Source organism: Streptomyces qaidamensis (assembly GCF_001611795.1).
Lineage (GTDB): Bacteria > Actinomycetota > Actinomycetes > Streptomycetales > Streptomycetaceae > Streptomyces > Streptomyces qaidamensis.
The window spans coordinates 8,568,368-8,584,765 of sequence record NZ_CP015098.1 but is presented as its reverse complement, the minus strand read 5'-3'; the positions used below and the strand labels follow the sequence as shown (position 1 = coordinate 8,584,765).

17 protein-coding genes are annotated in these 16,398 nt (G+C 73.4%); 9 read left to right on the top strand and 8 right to left on the bottom strand.

The window, feature by feature from the left end; translation table 11 throughout:
- Positions 1–31: 31 nt before the first annotated feature.
- On the bottom strand, positions 32–976 hold the full coding sequence (locus tag A4E84_RS37620; protein WP_062930830.1) for a GlxA family transcriptional regulator: 945 nt from the start codon (positions 974–976) through the stop codon (positions 32–34).
- A gap of 71 nt (positions 977–1,047) precedes the next feature.
- Here A4E84_RS37620 and A4E84_RS37615 point away from each other — a divergent pair, with 71 nt between their 5' ends.
- Entirely contained in the window at positions 1,048–1,998 is a 951-nt protein-coding gene (locus A4E84_RS37615) for an NADP-dependent oxidoreductase (RefSeq protein ID WP_062930829.1), read from the top strand.
- Between the two features lie 931 nt (positions 1,999–2,929).
- On the opposite strand, the gene A4E84_RS37610 is transcribed toward A4E84_RS37615, so the two are convergent.
- Together A4E84_RS37610 and A4E84_RS37605 are read right to left on the bottom strand one after the other, a co-directional pair.
- Entirely contained in the window at positions 2,930–4,036 is a 1,107-nt protein-coding gene (locus A4E84_RS37610) for an NAD(P)-dependent alcohol dehydrogenase (protein WP_062930828.1), read from the bottom strand.
- 22 nt (positions 4,037–4,058) lie between these two features.
- Positions 4,059–5,513, bottom strand: coding sequence for an aldehyde dehydrogenase family protein (locus tag A4E84_RS37605; RefSeq protein WP_062930827.1), 1,455 nt, complete (start codon positions 5,511–5,513; stop codon positions 4,059–4,061).
- A gap of 103 nt (positions 5,514–5,616) precedes the next feature.
- On the opposite strand from A4E84_RS37605, the gene A4E84_RS37600 reads away from it, so the two are divergent.
- The 4 genes from A4E84_RS37600 to A4E84_RS37585 all read left to right on the top strand — a co-directional run bounded on the left by A4E84_RS37600 (position 5,617) and on the right by A4E84_RS37585 (position 8,136).
- Complete coding sequence (locus A4E84_RS37600) at positions 5,617–6,054, top strand: MarR family winged helix-turn-helix transcriptional regulator (protein WP_062930826.1); 438 nt, start codon at positions 5,617–5,619, stop codon at positions 6,052–6,054.
- A 191-nt stretch (positions 6,055–6,245) separates the two neighbouring features.
- Positions 6,246–6,623 (top strand): anti-sigma factor antagonist, encoded by a 378-nt coding sequence (locus tag A4E84_RS37595; protein ID WP_174569488.1) that lies wholly within the window; start codon positions 6,246–6,248, stop codon positions 6,621–6,623.
- Positions 6,624–6,728: 105 nt separating this feature from the next.
- Complete coding sequence (locus tag A4E84_RS37590) at positions 6,729–7,391, top strand: DUF4230 domain-containing protein (RefSeq protein WP_062930824.1); 663 nt, start codon at positions 6,729–6,731, stop codon at positions 7,389–7,391.
- Positions 7,392–7,590: 199 nt separating this feature from the next.
- Complete coding sequence (locus A4E84_RS37585; protein ID WP_062930823.1) at positions 7,591–8,136, top strand: VanZ family protein; 546 nt, start codon at positions 7,591–7,593, stop codon at positions 8,134–8,136.
- Positions 8,137–8,176: 40 nt separating this feature from the next.
- Here the strand turns inward: A4E84_RS37585 and A4E84_RS37580 are convergent, their stop codons facing one another.
- Positions 8,177–8,413: a hypothetical protein gene (locus A4E84_RS37580; protein WP_031110714.1), complete on the bottom strand. Its 237-nt coding sequence runs from the start codon at positions 8,411–8,413 to the stop codon at positions 8,177–8,179.
- Between the two features lie 37 nt (positions 8,414–8,450).
- On the bottom strand, positions 8,451–9,260 hold the full coding sequence (locus tag A4E84_RS37575) for an SDR family oxidoreductase (protein WP_062930822.1): 810 nt from the start codon (positions 9,258–9,260) through the stop codon (positions 8,451–8,453).
- A gap of 123 nt (positions 9,261–9,383) precedes the next feature.
- On the opposite strand from A4E84_RS37575, the gene A4E84_RS37570 reads away from it, so the two are divergent.
- From A4E84_RS37570 to A4E84_RS37555, 4 genes are all read left to right on the top strand, one after another.
- On the top strand, positions 9,384–10,424 hold the full coding sequence (locus A4E84_RS37570; RefSeq protein WP_107308554.1) for a PHP domain-containing protein: 1,041 nt from the start codon (positions 9,384–9,386) through the stop codon (positions 10,422–10,424).
- A gap of 39 nt (positions 10,425–10,463) precedes the next feature.
- Complete coding sequence (locus tag A4E84_RS37565; protein WP_062930820.1) at positions 10,464–11,129, top strand: HAD family hydrolase; 666 nt, start codon at positions 10,464–10,466, stop codon at positions 11,127–11,129.
- A gap of 166 nt (positions 11,130–11,295) precedes the next feature.
- On the top strand, positions 11,296–12,483 hold the full coding sequence (locus A4E84_RS37560) for an FUSC family protein (RefSeq protein WP_062930819.1): 1,188 nt from the start codon (positions 11,296–11,298) through the stop codon (positions 12,481–12,483).
- Between the two features lie 85 nt (positions 12,484–12,568).
- Entirely contained in the window at positions 12,569–13,597 is a 1,029-nt protein-coding gene (locus A4E84_RS37555) for an SDR family oxidoreductase (RefSeq protein WP_062930818.1), read from the top strand.
- A gap of 88 nt (positions 13,598–13,685) precedes the next feature.
- On the opposite strand, the gene A4E84_RS37550 is transcribed toward A4E84_RS37555, so the two are convergent.
- The 3 genes from A4E84_RS37550 to A4E84_RS37540 form a co-directional block, all read right to left on the bottom strand.
- Positions 13,686–13,961 (bottom strand): hypothetical protein, encoded by a 276-nt coding sequence (locus A4E84_RS37550; RefSeq protein ID WP_062930817.1) that lies wholly within the window; start codon positions 13,959–13,961, stop codon positions 13,686–13,688.
- Between the two features lie 61 nt (positions 13,962–14,022).
- Positions 14,023–15,312 carry an ROK family transcriptional regulator gene (locus A4E84_RS37545; protein ID WP_062930816.1) on the bottom strand — a complete coding sequence of 430 codons (1,290 nt, stop codon included), beginning with the start codon at positions 15,310–15,312 and terminating at the stop codon, positions 14,023–14,025.
- A 93-nt stretch (positions 15,313–15,405) separates the two neighbouring features.
- Positions 15,406–16,380 carry a phosphotransferase family protein gene (locus A4E84_RS37540; protein WP_062931799.1) on the bottom strand — a complete coding sequence of 325 codons (975 nt, stop codon included), beginning with the start codon at positions 16,378–16,380 and terminating at the stop codon, positions 15,406–15,408.
- Positions 16,381–16,398: the final 18 nt, after the last annotated feature.

Genomic DNA, 16,398 nt, shown 5'->3' with positions numbered 1-16,398 from the left:
ATCAGGTAAAGCGTGCTGCGTGCCTCCGGTGTCAGCGGGCGGTCTGGAAGGTGCGGCGGTAGGCCTGCGGGGAGACACCGATCGCCGCGTTCAGGTGCTGGCGCAGGGAGGCACCGGTCGCGAAGCCCACCCGGCCGGCGATCTGATCGACCGTGAGGTCGCTGGACTCCAGCAGATGCCGGGCCCGCGCCACGCGCTGCTGGATCAGCCAGCGGCCGGGGCTGAGACCCACCTCGTCGTGAAAGCGGCGGGCGAAGGTGCGCTGGCTCATCCGCGCATGGCCGGAAAGGTCGGCCAGGGTGAGGGGTTCGCCGAGGCGCTCCAGAGCCCAGGCGCGGGTGGCCGCCGTGCTCGCGGCGCCCTGCTCGGGGACGGGCTGCTCGATGTACTGGGCCTGGCCGCCGTCCCGGAAGGGCGGGACGACGCAGCGGCGGGCGACGCTGTTGGCCAGGCGGCTGCCGTGGTCCTTGCGGACGAGGTGCAGGCAGATGTCCACGCCGGAGGCGGCCCCTGCGGAGGTGAGGAACGGGTGGTCGTCGACGAAGAGCACGTCCGGGTCGAGGTCGACCCGCGGGAACATGCGCCGGAACTCGTCGGCGACCTGCCAGTGGGTGGTCGCCCGGCGCCCGTCGAGGAGGCCCACGGCGGCGAGCACGAAGGCGCCCGTGCAGATGGAGACGATGCGGGTGCCGGGGCGGATGAGCGCGAGGGCGGCCAGGACGTCGCCGGGCATCTCGCCGGTGAGCCGGTCGGGCGCGACCGGCGCGATCACCACCGTGTCCGCCGTGGCCAGGGCCTCGGGGCCGTGCTCCACGGTGACGCCGAAGTCCGCGTTGGTGCGCACCGGACGGCCGTCGACCGAGCAGGTGAGGACCTCGTACCGGCCGTCGGCGGCTCCGAGGATCCGGCTGGGGATGCCCAGCTCGAAGGGGTACACCCCGTCCAGGGCCAGGACCACCACTCGCTCACGTCGCATGGCACGATCGTATCGAATGTTGGCAATCTTGCCATTGGCGCGAGGTCTGCGGACCGGCACGCTGGTTGACCATGAGCACACAGAAGACGATGCGAGCCATCAGCCAGGACGTCCTCGGCGGTCCCGAGGTCTTGAAGGAAGTGGAGATCGAGCGCCCGGCACCGAAGCCGAACGAGGTGCTGGTCCGCGTGCGGGCCGCCGGGGTCAACCCGACCGACTGGAAGCACCGGGCGACCGGCGGGTTCCTGGGCGAGCCGCCCTTCGTCCTGGGCTGGGACGTCTCCGGCGTGGTGGAGGCGGTCGGCATCGGCGTGGCGGCCTTCGCGCCCGGTGACGAGGTCTTCGGCATGCTGCCGTACCCGTACGGGCACGGCTCGCACGCCGAGTACGTCATCGCCCCGGTCCGCGCCCTCGCCCGAAAGCCGGCCGGTGTCGACCACACCCGGGCGGGCGCGCTTCCGCTGGTCTCGCTCACCGCCTGGCAGGCACTCACCGAGCACGCGGACCTCCGGCCCGGGCAGCGGGTGCTGATCCACGCCGCGGCGGGCGGGGTCGGGCACGTGGCGGTGCAGATCGCCAAGGCGCGCGGCGCGTACGTGATCGGCACCGCGAGCGCGGGCAAGCACGAGTTCCTGCGCGGGATCGGTGTCGACGAGACGATCGACTACCGCGAGACGGACTTCACCGAGGCCGTGAAGGACGCCGACGTCGTCCTGGACACGATCGGCGGCGACAACGCCCTGCGCTCGCTGCGTGTGCTGCGCCCCGGCGGCGTCCTGGTGTCGATCCTCCCGGGCGGCTCGGACGACCTCTACGAGGAGGCCGGGCGGCTCGGTGTGCGGGCGCTGCGGATGCTGGTGGACGCCGACCGCAGCGGCATGGAGGCGATCGCGGAACTGGTGGAGGCGGAGAAGCTGCGCGCCACGATCGCCGGCACGTTCCCGCTGTCCGAGGCCGCCGAGGCACATGCCCTCGGCGACACCGGCCGTACGACGGGGAAGCTGGTGCTGCTGAACGACTGAGCTGCCTTCCGGTACGACGGGCGACCCCGGCCCGGGGGCAGCCGGGGTCACGCCTTCGGCCGCAGGCAGGGCGGCTGGTGGGGCGCCTCATGGTGGAGGGGTTGCGTCGCCTTCAGCCCGCAGGCAGGCCGACCGGCGGCACAGTCGTGGCGGACGAGTTGGCAGACGGCCGGGTGACCATCCCACCGGCCCCCGGCCCCCGGCCCCCGGCCCCCGGCCGACGACCACCCCCGGCCGACGGGCAGCCGGAGTCCCGCCTTCGGCCGCACGCAGGCCGGCCGGCGGCACACGTCGTGGCGGACGAGTTGGCGGACGGCCGGGTGACCATCCCACCGGCCCCCGGCCCCCGGCCGACGACCACCCCCGGCCGACGGGCAGCCGGAGTCCCGCCTTCGGCCGCACGCAGGCCGGCCGGCGGCGCACCTCATGGTGGAGGGTTGCGTCGCCTTCAGCCCGCAGGCAGGCCGACCGGCGGCACACGTCGTGGCGGACGAGTTGGCGGACGGCCGGGTGACCATCCCACCGGCCCCGTTCCGGCGGGCAGCCCCGGCCGACGGGCAGCCCCGGGCTCGCCTTCGGCCGCACGCAGGCCGGCCAATGGCGCACCTCATGGCGGCGGAACGCCGGACCGCTGCGTGACCATCCGGCCAGGCCCCCTCCGGCCGACCAGCCCCGGACAACAGGCAGCCCGAGTCTTGCCGGCGGTCGCACGGAGACCGACCGGCGGCGCACTTCATGGCAGACGGATTGCCGGACCGCCGGCCGGGCCCCATTCCGGCACCGGTCGGCCGGTCCCCTCCCCCGGAGCGGCGGTGGGTCGCGCCCGGGTCGTCCCGGCGGCCGGGCCACCGCCGGGGGGCCTCACGGCGCTCATGCCCCGACCGGTCGCCGACGTCGGCCGCCGCTCACTACCGCCGCCCGGCGGGGTCGGTCAGAACGTCAGGACCGGCTTGATCGTCTTGCCCGACCTCATGTCCTGGACCGCCCGGTCGATGTCCCCGAAGGGGTACGTGCTGATCAGGCGGTGCAGCGGCAGGCGTCCGTCCTTCACCAGGCGGACCAGGGCCGGGATCATGGTCTGGGTCTCGCTGTCGCCGAGGGTGAGGCCGACGATCCGCTTGCCGCCGAGGAGGCCGTTGACGTCCAGGGCGACCTCGGTGCCGAAGGGAGGGGCGCCCACGACGACCAGGGTTCCGCGCGCGGCCAGCGCGTCGACGCCCTGCCGCAGGACGCCGACGTTGCCCGTGGTCTCGACGACCCCGTCCGCGCCCTGACCGCCGGTGATCTCGGCGAGGGCCGGGGCGAGATCCGTCCCGCTCGTGTCGACGGTGTGGGTGGCCCCCAGTTCCTCGGCCAGCGACAGGCGTTCGGCGACCCGGTCGACGGCGACGATCCTGGTGGCCGGGGTGAGGGCCGCCGCCATCACGGCCGACAGGCCGACCGCTCCGGCGCCCAGGACGACGACCGTGCCGCCGGTCTCCGGCTTCAGGACGTGCCACACGGCGCCCACACCGGTCTGTACGCCGCAGCCCAGCGGGGCGATCGACGCCAGCGGCACGTCCGGGTCGACCTTCACGAGGCTGCGCTCGTCGGCCAGGGCCAGTTCGGCGAAGGAGGACTGGCCGAAGAAGTGGCCGCCCAGGGCCTCGCCGCCACGGCTGATGGTGCTCGTGCCGTCGGCCCGGCTACCGCCGATCAGGTTCAGCGGCAGCCAGGTCGCGCAGTACGCGGGGTGGCCGCCACGGCAGTTGCGGCAGGCACCGCAGGAGGTGAAGGACAGCAGGACGTGATCGCCGGGCGCGACGCCGGTGACGGCGGAGCCGACGGCCTCGACGACGCCGGCACCCTCGTGCCCCAGGACGCCGGGCAGCGGGAAGGGCAGTCCGCCGCTCGCCACCCCCAGGTCGGTGTGGCACAGGCCGGCGGCGGCCATGCGGACCAGCGCCTCGTGCGGGCCGGGTGCGTCGAGGACGACGTCGGAGAGGGTGAAAGGCGCGCCGCCGGACTCGACGACCGCGGCACGGGTGGTAGTGGACATCGCGATGACTCCTGGACGGTTCTCAGTCGAGCGAGACGACGACGGACTTGACCTTGGTGTAACCGGCAAGGGCCTCGGGCCCGTACTCGCGGCCGTAGCCGGAGTCCTTCACCCCGCCGAAGGGAACCGCCGGGTCGAGCATCGCCCAGTCGTTGACCCAGACGATGCCGGCCTGGAGGCGGCCGGCGACCCGGTGCGCGCGGGCGAGGTTGCTGGTCTGGACGCCCGAGGCCAGGCCGTAGGGCGTGGAATTGGCGAGGGCGACGGCCTCGTCCTCGTCGTCGAAGGGCTGCACGGTGAGGACCGGGCCGAAGATCTCCTCCTGGACCACGCGGGAGTCGTTCGCCAGGTCGGCGATGACGGTGGGCTTGTAGTAGTAGCCGCCGTCGAGGTCGAGCCGCTCGCCGCCGCAGACGATGCGGCCGCCCTCCATGCGGGCCAGGGCGACGTACTCCTCGACCTTCTTCAGGTGCTTCTCGGCCGCCATCGGGCCGACGACCGTGGCCGGGTCGCGCGGGTCGCCGACCGGCACACCGGGCACGGCCTCGGCGAGGATCCCGAGCAGGGTCGGGTACACCGAGCGGGCCACCAGCAGGCGCGGGCCGCCCATGCAGAACTGGCCGGTGTTGAAGACGAAGCCCTTGATGACCGCCCCGACCGCCTTCTCCAGATCGGCGTCCTCGAAGACGATGTGGGCGGCGTTGCCGCCGAGCTCCATGGTGACGGGCTTGAGCGCCTCCCCCGCGACGCTCGCGACGTGCCGGCCGATCGCGGTGGAACCGGTGAAGGCGACCTTGTCGACACCGCGGTGGCGCAGCAGCGCCTCGCCGGCCACCGGGCCGGTGCCGGTCACGACGTTGACCACGCCGTCGGGGACGCCCGCCTCCTGAAGCAGCCGGGCCATGTACAGGGCGCTGAGCGGGGTCTCGTCGGCGGGCTTGTGGACGACGGTGTTGCCGGCCGCGAGGGCGGGGCCGAGCTTGGAGCCGGCGAGGATCAGCGGGAAGTTGAACGGGGTGATCGCGGCGACCACGCCGAGGGGCTCGCGCCTGGTGTAGGCGAGGGCGTTCAGGGGGGTCTCGCGCAGGGCGCCGTCCTGGCTCTGGGCGAGGTTCGCGAAGTACTCGTAGTCGTTGGCCGCGTTCGTCACGTCGACCGCGCCGCACAGCGTGATCGGCTTGCCGACGTCGAGGCTCTCCAGCGCGGCGAGTTCGTCGGCGTTCTCCCTGATCAGCCGGGCGACGCGGTGCAGCACCCGGCCGCGCTCGCGGCCGCTCAGGCCGGACCAGGCACCGTCGTCGAAGGCCTCTCTGGCGGCGCGTACGGCGGCGTCGACGTCGGCGGGGCCCGCCTCGGCGACGGTGGTGACGGCCGTGCCCCGGGACGGGTCGACCACCTCGGTGCGCGCTCCGTCGGCGGCTTCGCGCCATCGGCCCCCGATGAACAGCTGCCCAGGTGTGCTCTCGAAGGTGGTCATCGCCACTCCTCAGCGTCGTCGCCAAGATTTCAACAAACAGGATTCCTGTCTGTTCGCAGTCTCTTTACGGACAGGTTTCCTGTCAATGGTCTAGCCTGCTCCCATGCTCGACACACAGGTGACCAAGGCGCCCCCTTCCCTGCTCTACATGGTCAAGCAGGTGGAGCTCGTGGTGCGCTCCCATCTGGACGAGCTGGTCAGACCTTCCGGGATCACCGCTCTCCAGTACACCGCGCTGACCGTGCTGGAGCGGCACGACGGACTGTCGGCGGCCCAGCTGGCACGCGACTCCTTCGTCACCGCCCAGTCCATCGCGGACCTGGTCCGCTCCCTGGAGGGGCGCGGCCTGGTGCGCCGGGAGCGCAACCCCGGCAACCGCCGGGAGCTGCTGATCCTGCTCACCGACTCCGGCCGCGAGCTGCTCGCCCGGCACGCCGGACCCGTCCGGGAGCTGGAGGAGCGAATGGTGCGCGACCTCACGGCGCACCAGACGGAGCAGTTCCGCCAGGCGCTCACCAGGGCCTGGCACGCCCTGTCGTAGCCCGGAGCGCGCCCCTGCGGCGCCCCCCGCGTACGCCCCGGCGTGAACCTCGGCCAACTCGGCCGGAATTCAAAGACATATGTCAATCGAACATGCTCAAATTCACTCGTTGGAGGGTAACTTGCAGGGCGGGGAGCGGCGTTGAGCCGTGGCCCCTCCCACGCACGGAGCAGGCTGGAGGCGATCTCGTCGTGCGGCAGGAACCTGCACCGCTCACCCGGCACCTGCGCGTCCGCCAGGAACGTGGGCACACGGTGCTGGAGTTCCGCGGCGAGATCGACCTCGCCGCGGCCACGGAGATGGCACCGCACCTGGACCGGGAGACGGACCGCCCCGCCGCCCGCATCGTGATCGACCTCAGCGGGATCGAGTTCTTCGACTGCTCCGGACTGCGGCTGCTGTACCGGGCCCGCAGCCGGGTGCTGGACCGGCGGGGACATGTGCTCCTCGTCTGCGCGCACCCGCTCACGCTGCGCGTCCTGCGGATCACCGGCCTGTCCCGGATCCTGCCTCCGCAGCCGACGCTGGACGCCGCGCTGGAGCAGCCGGAGGCGACCTCCCGCCCGTGACGGGCATGCGCCCCGCGTACTTCCGCCGGGCCTGTTCACTCTTCAACTCGGCGGTCTGGCGCGGGTTGTGGCGGGCATCCGGACAGTAGGAAGGAGGGCCGTCGCATGACGACTCCCGTCAAACGCCTCCCCAGGCGCATGCCCGGCTGGGCGAAGGTGGTGGCCGCGCTGGTGCTGGTGCTCGTGGTGTTCTTCGCCGGGCTCCGGCTGAGCGTGATCCCGGGCCTGAAGGACCTGTTCGGCACCGAGACGCACGACCGGTCCGGTCCCGCGCTGCTGAAGTCCATCCAGGACATCAGCCGTTACGAGGCCGCTTCCGGCAACTTCCAGGTCGTCGTCGACCTGGAGAAGGACGCCAAGCTGCTGCCCGACGCCATCCGCGGCACCCGCACCCTCTACGTCGGCGCGGGCACCGTCGACGCCTATGTCGACCTGGGCAAGATCGGCGAGAACGACGTGAAGGTCAACGGCGACCGCACGTCCGCCACGCTCCGGCTGCCCCACGCCCGGCTGGGCAAGCCCGCCCTCGACCCCGACCGCTCCTACGCGGTCTCCAAGCAGCGCGGTCTCTTCGACCGCCTCGGCGACCTCTTCTCGGACAACCCCAACGGCGAACAGGCCGTGCAGAAGCTCGCGGTGCGGCACATCGGCGACGCGGCGAAGGAGAGCGAGCTGACCGCACGCGCCGAGTCGAACACCACCGGAATGCTCGAAGGTCTGCTGCGCTCCCTGGGCTTCAAGGAGGTGCGCGTCTCGTACGGGAGCTGACCGGCTTCCGTGCGCGGCGGAACCCCGCCGGGAGTGCTCCGGCCGAACGCGGGAATGGAGGGTGGGAGCGATCCCCGGCGAAGCGGTCCCCGGCAAAACCGCCGGGGGCCGTGGCCGGGAACGAACCCCCCACGGCATCGTCGGCCCGCCCGGGGGTAACCACCCTGTCACGCAGGGAAGTTGAAGACTGGAGGACCGAATGGCCAGTGCAGCCTCACGTCCCCGGACCACCGGGTCCGGGAGCGAGCGACGCCCGCTCCCGCTGCCCGTCCGGCTGCTGGCGATGCTCTGCGCGTTCATGTTCATGGTCGCCTTCGCCGTGGTGCTGGCCCGGCTGACCTTGCAGCCCTCGCCCGCCTCGGAGGCGCTGACCCACAGCAATCTGACGCCGGGCAGCTCCCTGAAGGCCTACCTCGACCAGCCCGAACTGCGCGACGCGCTCAAGCAGATCGGCGGCAACATCGTGCTGGGCATACCCTTCGGCGTCCTCGTGCCGGTGGTCGCCCCGCGCACCCGCGGCATCCTGCGCGTGCTGCTCCTGACCGCGACCGTGATGCTCCTGGTGGAGTTCGCCCAGGGCGCGCTGGTCACCGGCCGCGCCTTCGACATCGACGACGTGATCCTCAACACGACGGGCGCGCTCATCGGTTACCTGCTCCTGGGGCGCCGCCTCAGCAGGGCCGTCCACGCACGCAGGCCCCGCCGGGGCCGGGCGGGAGAGAAGTCGCCGGCCGGCAAGGCGTAGGGCGCGTCACGCGTCACGCCCTACGCCTCACGCCCTGCGCCTAGTGCACGGTCCAGGTGAACTTGTCTCCGCCCACCCACCGGACCACGTCCGGGTCGTCCATGTCGTGCACGGTGATGCCGAACGCGGCGGCGGCCGCCAGCACGTCGGTGACGGCCCGGGCCTCCCCGACCACCTGGCCGTCGATCTGCACGATCCGGAACGGCGGTGTGCCCGGTTGCACCCCGAGCACCAAGATCCGCGGGTGGGAGATGTACGGGCTCGCGCTTTCGGTCATGCATCGAGCGTAGAACGCAACCGGCGGCGGCGCGGGTTCAGGGACGGCGCCAGTCGTCACCGGTGAGGTGCGAACCGGCCTGCGGACCCATCCGGAGCATGCCGCCGTCGACGCTCCAGGACGCGCCGGTGACGTACGAGGCGTCCGGGCCGGCGAGGAAGGCGACGACGGCGGCGACCTCGCGGGCGTCTCCGGGCCGGCCGAGCGGGATGCCCGGGCGGCTCTCGGTGTGCGGGTCGGTGTCCTCCTGCCCGGTCATGGGCGTGGCGATCTCGCCCGGGGCGACGGCGTTGACGGTGATGTGGTGCTCGGCCAGTTCGAGCGCCATGACCTGGGTGAGCAGCCCGAGACCGCCCTTGGCGGCGCAGTAGGGGGCGGCGCCCACCCGCGGCTGGTGCTCGTGCACGGACGTGACGTTGATGATCCGGCCCCCCTCACCGTGGTCGATCATGTGCCGGGCCGCCTTCTGCCCGCACAGGAACGGCCCGACGAGATCGACGTCCAGGACCTCGCGCACGTCGGACAGCTCCAGGTCCAGGTAGGGCGTCATGGTGCCGGTCCCGGCGTTGTTGACCAGCACGTCGATGCGGCCGAGCCGCTCGCACAGGTCGTCGACGGTGTCGGCGGCGTCGGGCAGCCGGGTGAGGTCCATCCGGGCGACCTCGGCCCGCTGCCCGTGCGTACGCACCTCGTCGGCCGTCTCCTCGGCGCCCTTGCGGTCGCTGTGATAGGTGATGCCGACGTCCATCCCCGCCCGCGCCAGGTGTACGGCGGTGGCGCGGCCGATGCCGGAGTCGGCGCCGGTGATCACGGCGACCTTGCTGGGGGACGCGCTGGGGGCGGACATGACGAGCCTCCTCGTCGGCGGGGCCGGGACGAGGCATCGCAGTACCCGGGGGGACACCGGGCAAACCGTCCGCCCGTCGTGCGGCCCGCGAGGCACTGGGGAACCCTTGAGGTGGAGGTGGCGATGGACCCCGTCGAGGCACTGGACCGGATCGCCTTCCTGCTGGAGCGGTCCCTGGCACCGACGTACCGCGTGCGCGCCTTCCGTACGGCGGCCCGGGTGCTGAAGGACCTGGGCGGGGACGAGGTGCGCCGGCGGGCGGCGGACGGCTCGCTGGAGAAGCTCAAGGGGGTCGGCCCGAAGACCGCGCAGGTGGTGCGGGAGGCGCTGGCCGGCCAGGTGCCCGGGTATCTGGCGAAGCTGGAGGGCGAGGCGCACGAGCAGCCGGCCGTGCGGGGCGGGGAGAAGCTGCGGGCGCTGCTGCGCGGTGACTGTCATCTGCACTCCGACTGGTCGGACGGGGGCAGCCCGATCGAGGAGATGGGCCGGGCCGCCGCGGACCTGGGCCACGCGTGGGCGGCGCTGACCGATCACTCACCGCGGCTGACGGTCGCCCGGGGGCTGTCGCCCGAGCGGCTGCGGGAGCAGCTGGACGTGGTGGCGGAGCTGAACGAGACCTGGGCGCCGTTCCGGCTGCTGACCGGCATCGAGTGCGACATCAACGAGGACGGCTCGCTCGACCAGGAGCCGGAGCTGCTGGACCGGCTCGACGTGGTGGTGGTGTCGGTGCACTCCAAGCTGCGTATGGACGCCCGGTCGATGACCCGCCGGATGGTGGCCGCCGTACGCGATCCGCACTCGGACGTGCTCGGGCACTGCACGGGACGGCTGGTGACCGGGCGGGGGCGGCCGGAGTCGGAGTTCGACGCGGACGAGGTGTTCGCGGCGCTCGCCGAGACCGGCACGGCCCTGGAGATCAACAGCAGGCCGGAACGGCTGGACCCGCCCCGGCGGCTGCTGCGCCGGGCGGTGGACGCGGGGGTGCTGTTCGCCGTCGACACCGACGCGCACGCGCCGGGACAGCTGGACTGGCAGATCAACGGGTGCGGGCGGGCCGAGGAGTGCGGGGTGCCGCCCGAGCGGGTGGTGACCACCTGGTCCCTCGACGAACTGTCGGCCTGGACCCGTGAGCGGCGGCTGCCGTCCGGCGTGGCGGGCGGCTGACGTGGTACCCGCGCGGCCGGAGAGGAAGGGACTGCACCTATGGGAAGCTCGGGACGGGCGGCCGTGTTCGACGTCGACGGCACGCTGGTCGACACCAACCATCTGCACGTCGTGGCCTGGTGGGAGGCCTTCCGGCAGGCGGGCCACGAGGTGCCGATGCACGCCATCCACCGGGCCGTGGGCCTGCCGTCGACCGACCTGGTCGCCCATCTGCTGGGCGACGACCGGGACACGGACCAGGACGCCGACATCAGCGCCGGTCACAAGGCGCTGTACGGACAGTACTTCGACCGGCTGCCCCCGCTGCCGGAGGCCGGGGCGCTGCTGCGGCGGCTGCACCGGGACGGCTGGACGGTGGTGCTGGCCACCTCGGCGGGCGGCGCGGAGCTGAGCGCGCTGCGCCGGGCCATCGACGCGGACGAGGCCATCGCCGCCACGGCCTCCGCCGACGACGTCGACGAGGGCAAGCCCGCCCCCGAGCCGGTCGAGCACGCCTTGGAGCTGGCGGGTGTGCCGGCGGAGCGGGCGGTGTTCGTCGGCGACACCGTGTGGGACATGCGGGCGGGTAGCCGGGCCGGGGTGCGCTGCGTGGGCGTCCTGTGCGGCGGCATCCCGCGCGCCGACCTGGAGGAGTCCGGAGCGGACGCGGTCTACGCGGGCCCCGCACACCTCCTGTCCGCCCTCGGCGACGGGGCGCTCGCATGAAGAGACGTGAAACCGCCGGTCAAGCGGATACCCACAGCGCATGACGCGTGTAATGAATGCGGTACGGCGGACGGCGGGAGCCCTCCGCGGGCGGAGGGACAGAGACAGAAGCACGGGCGCGGGCACGGATGACCGCCCCCAGGGAGCACCGTCGGCTCAGGGGCGGATGCGCGGCCTGGAGCGGGGAGTGCGCACCGTACGGCCGGTGGATGCCGTGCGGCGCGACACGCGGGGTGCCTGGAGCGCCGTGCGAGCGGCGTGGCGGGGGCCCGGGCGGGAGCGGGATCTGGTCGTCCAGTCGCTGAAGGCGGCCGGGGCGGCGGTGCTGGCCTGGCTGGTGGGCGGCGTCTGGATGGGCGACCCGCTGGCCCTGATGGCGCCCTGGGTGGCGCTGGTCCTGGTGCAGGCCACCGTGTTCAGCTCCCTGGTGCAGGGCGCGCGGCAGTTCGGGGCGATCTGCGTCGGCACACTGGTGGCCTCGGGGGCGCAGGCGATCACCGACGACACGACCGGCGCGCTCGCCCTGTCGGTACCGGTGCTGATGCTGCTGGCGAACTGGCCGCGCTTCGGCGACCAGGGCATCTACGCGGCGACCACGGCCCTGTTCACCATCTCCTCGGGCATGGTGAGCCTGTCCGCCGTCGGGCACCGGGTGGGGCAGGCCGCGATCGGCGCGGTCATCGGCGTCGCCGTCAACGCCCTCGTCCTGCCGCCGATCCACCTGCGGGACGTACGGGAGAACCTGGCGGCACTCGCCCGGGAGGCGGGAGAGGTGCTGCACACCATCGCCGGCGATCTGCGCGAGGGCGAGTGGGACGCGCAGACCGCCGCCGGCTGGGTCAGTGCCTCGAACCGGCTGGACCACCGCCTGAAGGCACTGCGCTCGGCGCGCCGGTGGAGTCAGGAGAGTTTGCGCCTGACCTACGCCCCGCTGCGCACACTGCACCGTGTGCCGCACGACGGTGTCCTGCCGGCGGTGGACGAGGACGAACGGCTCAGCCGGGTCACCGGGCACGTCGCCACGCTGACCCGGGCGCTCGCGGTGTCCGTGGACGACAAGCGGACACCTGCCCCGCCCGAGGGTCCTGCCCTGCGCTCGTACGCGCGCCTGCTGGAGCTGATCGGGGACGCCCTGTGCGCGGAGGCCGACAGTCTGCTCGAGGGCGGTGTGACCGCCCGGCCGGACGCGGAGACCGAGAAGGCGATGCGGGAGCTGCACGAGGAGTTGCAGGAGAACCTGCGCCGGCACGCCGGGGAGGGGGCCGCCCACACGGCCGTGCTGGGCACGCTGCTGCTCCAGGCGGAGAACCTCTGGGCGGAAACCGTCCCCGGCGACCGCGACCAGGAGGAGTGACGCGGCTTCCGTCCGCCGTAGTGCTTTCGGCGCCCCCGGGGTACTCGGTCACGTCCCGGGGGGCCGCGGCCGAGAGGAGCACGAGGTGAGCAGCGCAACGGGCATGAGGATCGTGGTCACGGGTGCCACCGGCAATGTGGGCACCAGTGTGGTGCGGCTGCTGTCGGAGGACCCGGAGGTCGCCTCCGTGCTGGGCCTGGCCCGGCGGATCCCCGACTGGTCGCCGCCGAAGACGGACTGGGCCGCCGTCGATCTGGCGTCCGAGCGGTCCGATCTGGTGGAGCGGTTCACGGACGCGGACGCGGTGGTCCATCTGGCGTGGGCGTTCCAGCCGACGCACGACCCGGCCGCGACCTGGCGCACCAATGTGCTCGGCAGCATGCGGGTCTTCGAGGCGGTGGCCGCGGCGGGCGTGCCGGCGCTGGTGCACGCCTCGTCGGTCGGCGCGTACTCGCCCGGTCCGAAGGACGAGGCGGTGGACGAGTCGTGGCCGACGCACGGCTGGCCGGACGCCGCGTACTGCCGGGAGAAGGCCTATCTGGAGCGGGCGCTGGACACGTTCGAGCGCGACCACCCCGAGACGCGGGTGGTGCGGATGCGGCCCGCCTTCCTGTTCCAGCGGGAGTCGGCGAGCGAGCAGCGCCGCATCTTCGGCGGCCGCTTCCTGCCCGGCCCGCTGGCCCGCCCCGAGATGCTGCCCTTCCTGCCGGACATCCCGGGGCTGCGGATGCAGGCGCTGCACACGGACGACGCGGCGAACGCGTACCGGCTGGCGCTGCGCTCGGATGTCCGGGGCGCGTTCAACCTGGCGGCCGACCCCCCGGTCGACGCGCGGCTGCTGGGCGAGATGTTCGACGCGCGTCCGGTGCGGCTGCCGCGCGGCGCGGCCCGGTCGGCGATCGCCGCCGCCTGGGGCCTGCATCTGCTGCCCGCCTCCCCGCACCTGTTCGACGCGGTGCTGCGACTGCCTCTGATGGACTGCACGCGGGCGCGAGCGGAGTTCGGCTGGCGGCCGGAGCGTACGGCGCCCGAGGTGCTGGAGGAGTTCCTGCTGGGCCTCCAGCAGGGCGCGGGGGCGCCGACGGAGCCGCTGCGGGGACGCAAGGTGGGCTGATCCGACGAGCTCGCGAGCGGGCCGGGACATGCCCGAGGGCCGCAGCCGACCCCCACAGCCGGCTGCGGCCCTCGGTGGGATGCCCTCCTCAGGCGGAGGGCTCGTCCGGCACCGGGTGCTCGGTCTGAACCGTTCCCGAGCGCGGTGCTCCTTGCCGGCCCGTCCCCGCTTCGTCCGTGTCGGGGACGTCACCGGCGGGCTCGTCGGTCTCGTCGTCGCTCTGCTGCTCGTCGTCCTCCCCGGTGCCCGTGAAGCGCGGGGCGACCTCCCACGGGTCCTCGCCGTCGTCTGCCTGCTGGTCCGGCATGTCCCGCGGGATGGGGTCACCGTTCTCGCCGGGTCCTTCGAGGCGGTGGTCGGTCACGGCGTGCTCCCTTCTGTGGTCCGGGCGCCACGCGAGTACCTCCGCGGTGATCGGCGAAACCTCAGCGCGGGGTCCGCTCCTGAAGCGCCGTCCGCCAGGCGGGGAGCGGATACTCCGGAGCCGGGTCGGGGCGCCGCCCGCCGCGTGCGAAGAAGTCGGCGAGCGGCAGGATCGCGGCACCGACCGTGACCGCGTCGGGCCCCAGCCGCCCCAGGTCGACGGTCACCTTCCCGGCCGGGTGGCGCAGCGCGTACGACATGGCGTGGCGGCGCACGGCGGGCAGGAAGCGTGCGCCGAGCGCCAGGCCGGCCCAGCCGCCGATGAGGATGCGCTCGGGCTGGAAGAGGTTGATCAGGTCGGACAGGCCCGCGCCCAGGTACTCGGCGGTCTCCTCCAGGACGGCCAGCGCGACGGGGTCGGCCGCGACGCCCTCGGGCGGGTGGGCCGCGGCGAGCATCGTGGTGAGGGCGGTTTCCTCATCGGTGCCCTCCGGGGCCCGGCCGCCTTCCTCCCGCCAGCGGGCGAGCAGCGACTCGGCGCCCGCGTAGGCCTCCAGGCAGCCGAGCGCCCCGCACCGGCAGCGGCGGCCCCGGACCCGTACGGTCAGGTGCCCCCATTCGACGGCGCGGCCCTGTTCCACGTCCGGGGTGACGAGGCTCGCGCCGACGCCGGAGCCGAACAGGACGACGACGGCGTTGCGGGCGCCGCGTCCGGCGCCGAACCACATCTCGGCCTGGCCCAGGGTCTTGGCGCCGTTGTCGATGAAGTACGGGACGGTGTCCGGCAGCGGGGACCCGGTGCGGAGCAGGACCTCCAGCGGGACGGCGTCCCAGCCGATGGTCTGCCCGTGCACGAGCGCGCCGCGGTCGGGGGAGCGCTCGACGATGCCGGGGACGCCGATGCCGACGCCGAGGAGCCGCTCGGGCGCGAGACGCGCGGCGTCCAGCACCTCGGCGATGCCCTGGCGGATGTGGCCGACGATGACCTCGACCTCGTACCGCTGCGGCGTGAGCGGGTGCTCCGCGCGGGCGAGTTCGGTGAGGGTGAGGTCGAACAGCTCGACGCGGACCCGGGTCTCGCCGACGTCGACGCCGATCATGTGGCCGCTGCCGGGCGCGACACGCAGCAGGGTGCGGGGGCGGCCGCCGTCGGAGTCGACGCTTCCGGCCTCCTCGACCAGTCCGTCGGCGACCAGGTCGGCGACGACGTTGCTGACGGAGCCGGAGCTCAGGCCGGTCACCGGGCCGAGTTCGAAGCGGCTGAGCGGGCCGTCGAAGTAGAGCCGTTGCAGCACGGCCGTGCGGTTGGCCCGCCTGAGATCGCGTACCGTGCGCCCGTTCCCCGCCGCCATGAGGCTCCCTTCGCATCCCCTGTCCGACCTGCAACATACCGTCGGGTCCGGGCGTGGCGCGACCTTTCCCCACCCCTTATTTCACGATGTGAGCTAACCGGTGGGCCCGGCGGTCTCCGCGATCTCGTCCAGGGCTGCGAGGAGTTCCGGGGCGACCCGCTCCTGCACCCAGCGCTCCTGCTCCCCGGCGACCCGGCGGGGAATCGTCTCGGTCAGCATGATCAGGTACAGGTAGGCGCAGTACAGGGCGAGGCGCAGACGGGCCGGGGTGTCGAAGCGGGCCCGGCCCCCGGCCTCCCGGTACCCGGCCAGGAACTCCTCGTCGCTCCTGATGTCGCCCAGCAGCGCCAGGGAGACGAAGTCGGCCAGGGGGTCGCCCCAGAACATGCGCTCCCCGTCGATGAGGCCCCCGATGCGGGCCTTTCCGTCCGCGCGGTCGACGAGGATGTTGCCCCGCCACAGGTCGAAGTGGACCAGGCACGGGACGGTGACCTCGTCGAGGGCGCCGTACGCGGACGCGGCGGTCCCGGCCACCTCGTCGACGGGGCGGGGCAGCCGGGCGCCGTAGCGCCGGGCGTCGTCGAGGACGGCGTCGATCATCCCCGTGAACGCCGTCCGCCAGTCGGGGGCGAGCGGGCCGAGGGCGCCGGAGGGGTAGCCGAAGCCGGGGCCCGTCACGCGGTGCAGCCGGGCCACCTGGCGGCCCAGTTCCGTCCGCAGGGATGCGTGTTCCGCGTCGGTGAGCGTGCCGTCCCACGGGTCGCCCGGGCAGGCCGTCATCAGCAGGAAGCCGTCGCCCATGGACACCAGCTGCGGTGCGGTGACCTCGACGCGGGCGGCCGAGTGGTAGAACTCGGCCTCCGAGACCAGCAGCTCGCGCTCGTGCCGCAGGCCGGGGACGACCGCGGGGGGCGGGGTCTTCAGCACGTAGCGGCTGCCGTCGGTGAGGCGCAGTTCCTCGACGGTGTTGTACGTGCCGCCGGTCATCGGGGCGAGGCGGGCGAGGCGGCCCGGGTCCAGACCCGCCTCCTGAAGGACGTGCCGGGCCCGTTCCCAGGAGTCCACCACCGTGTGCCCCACCCCTCA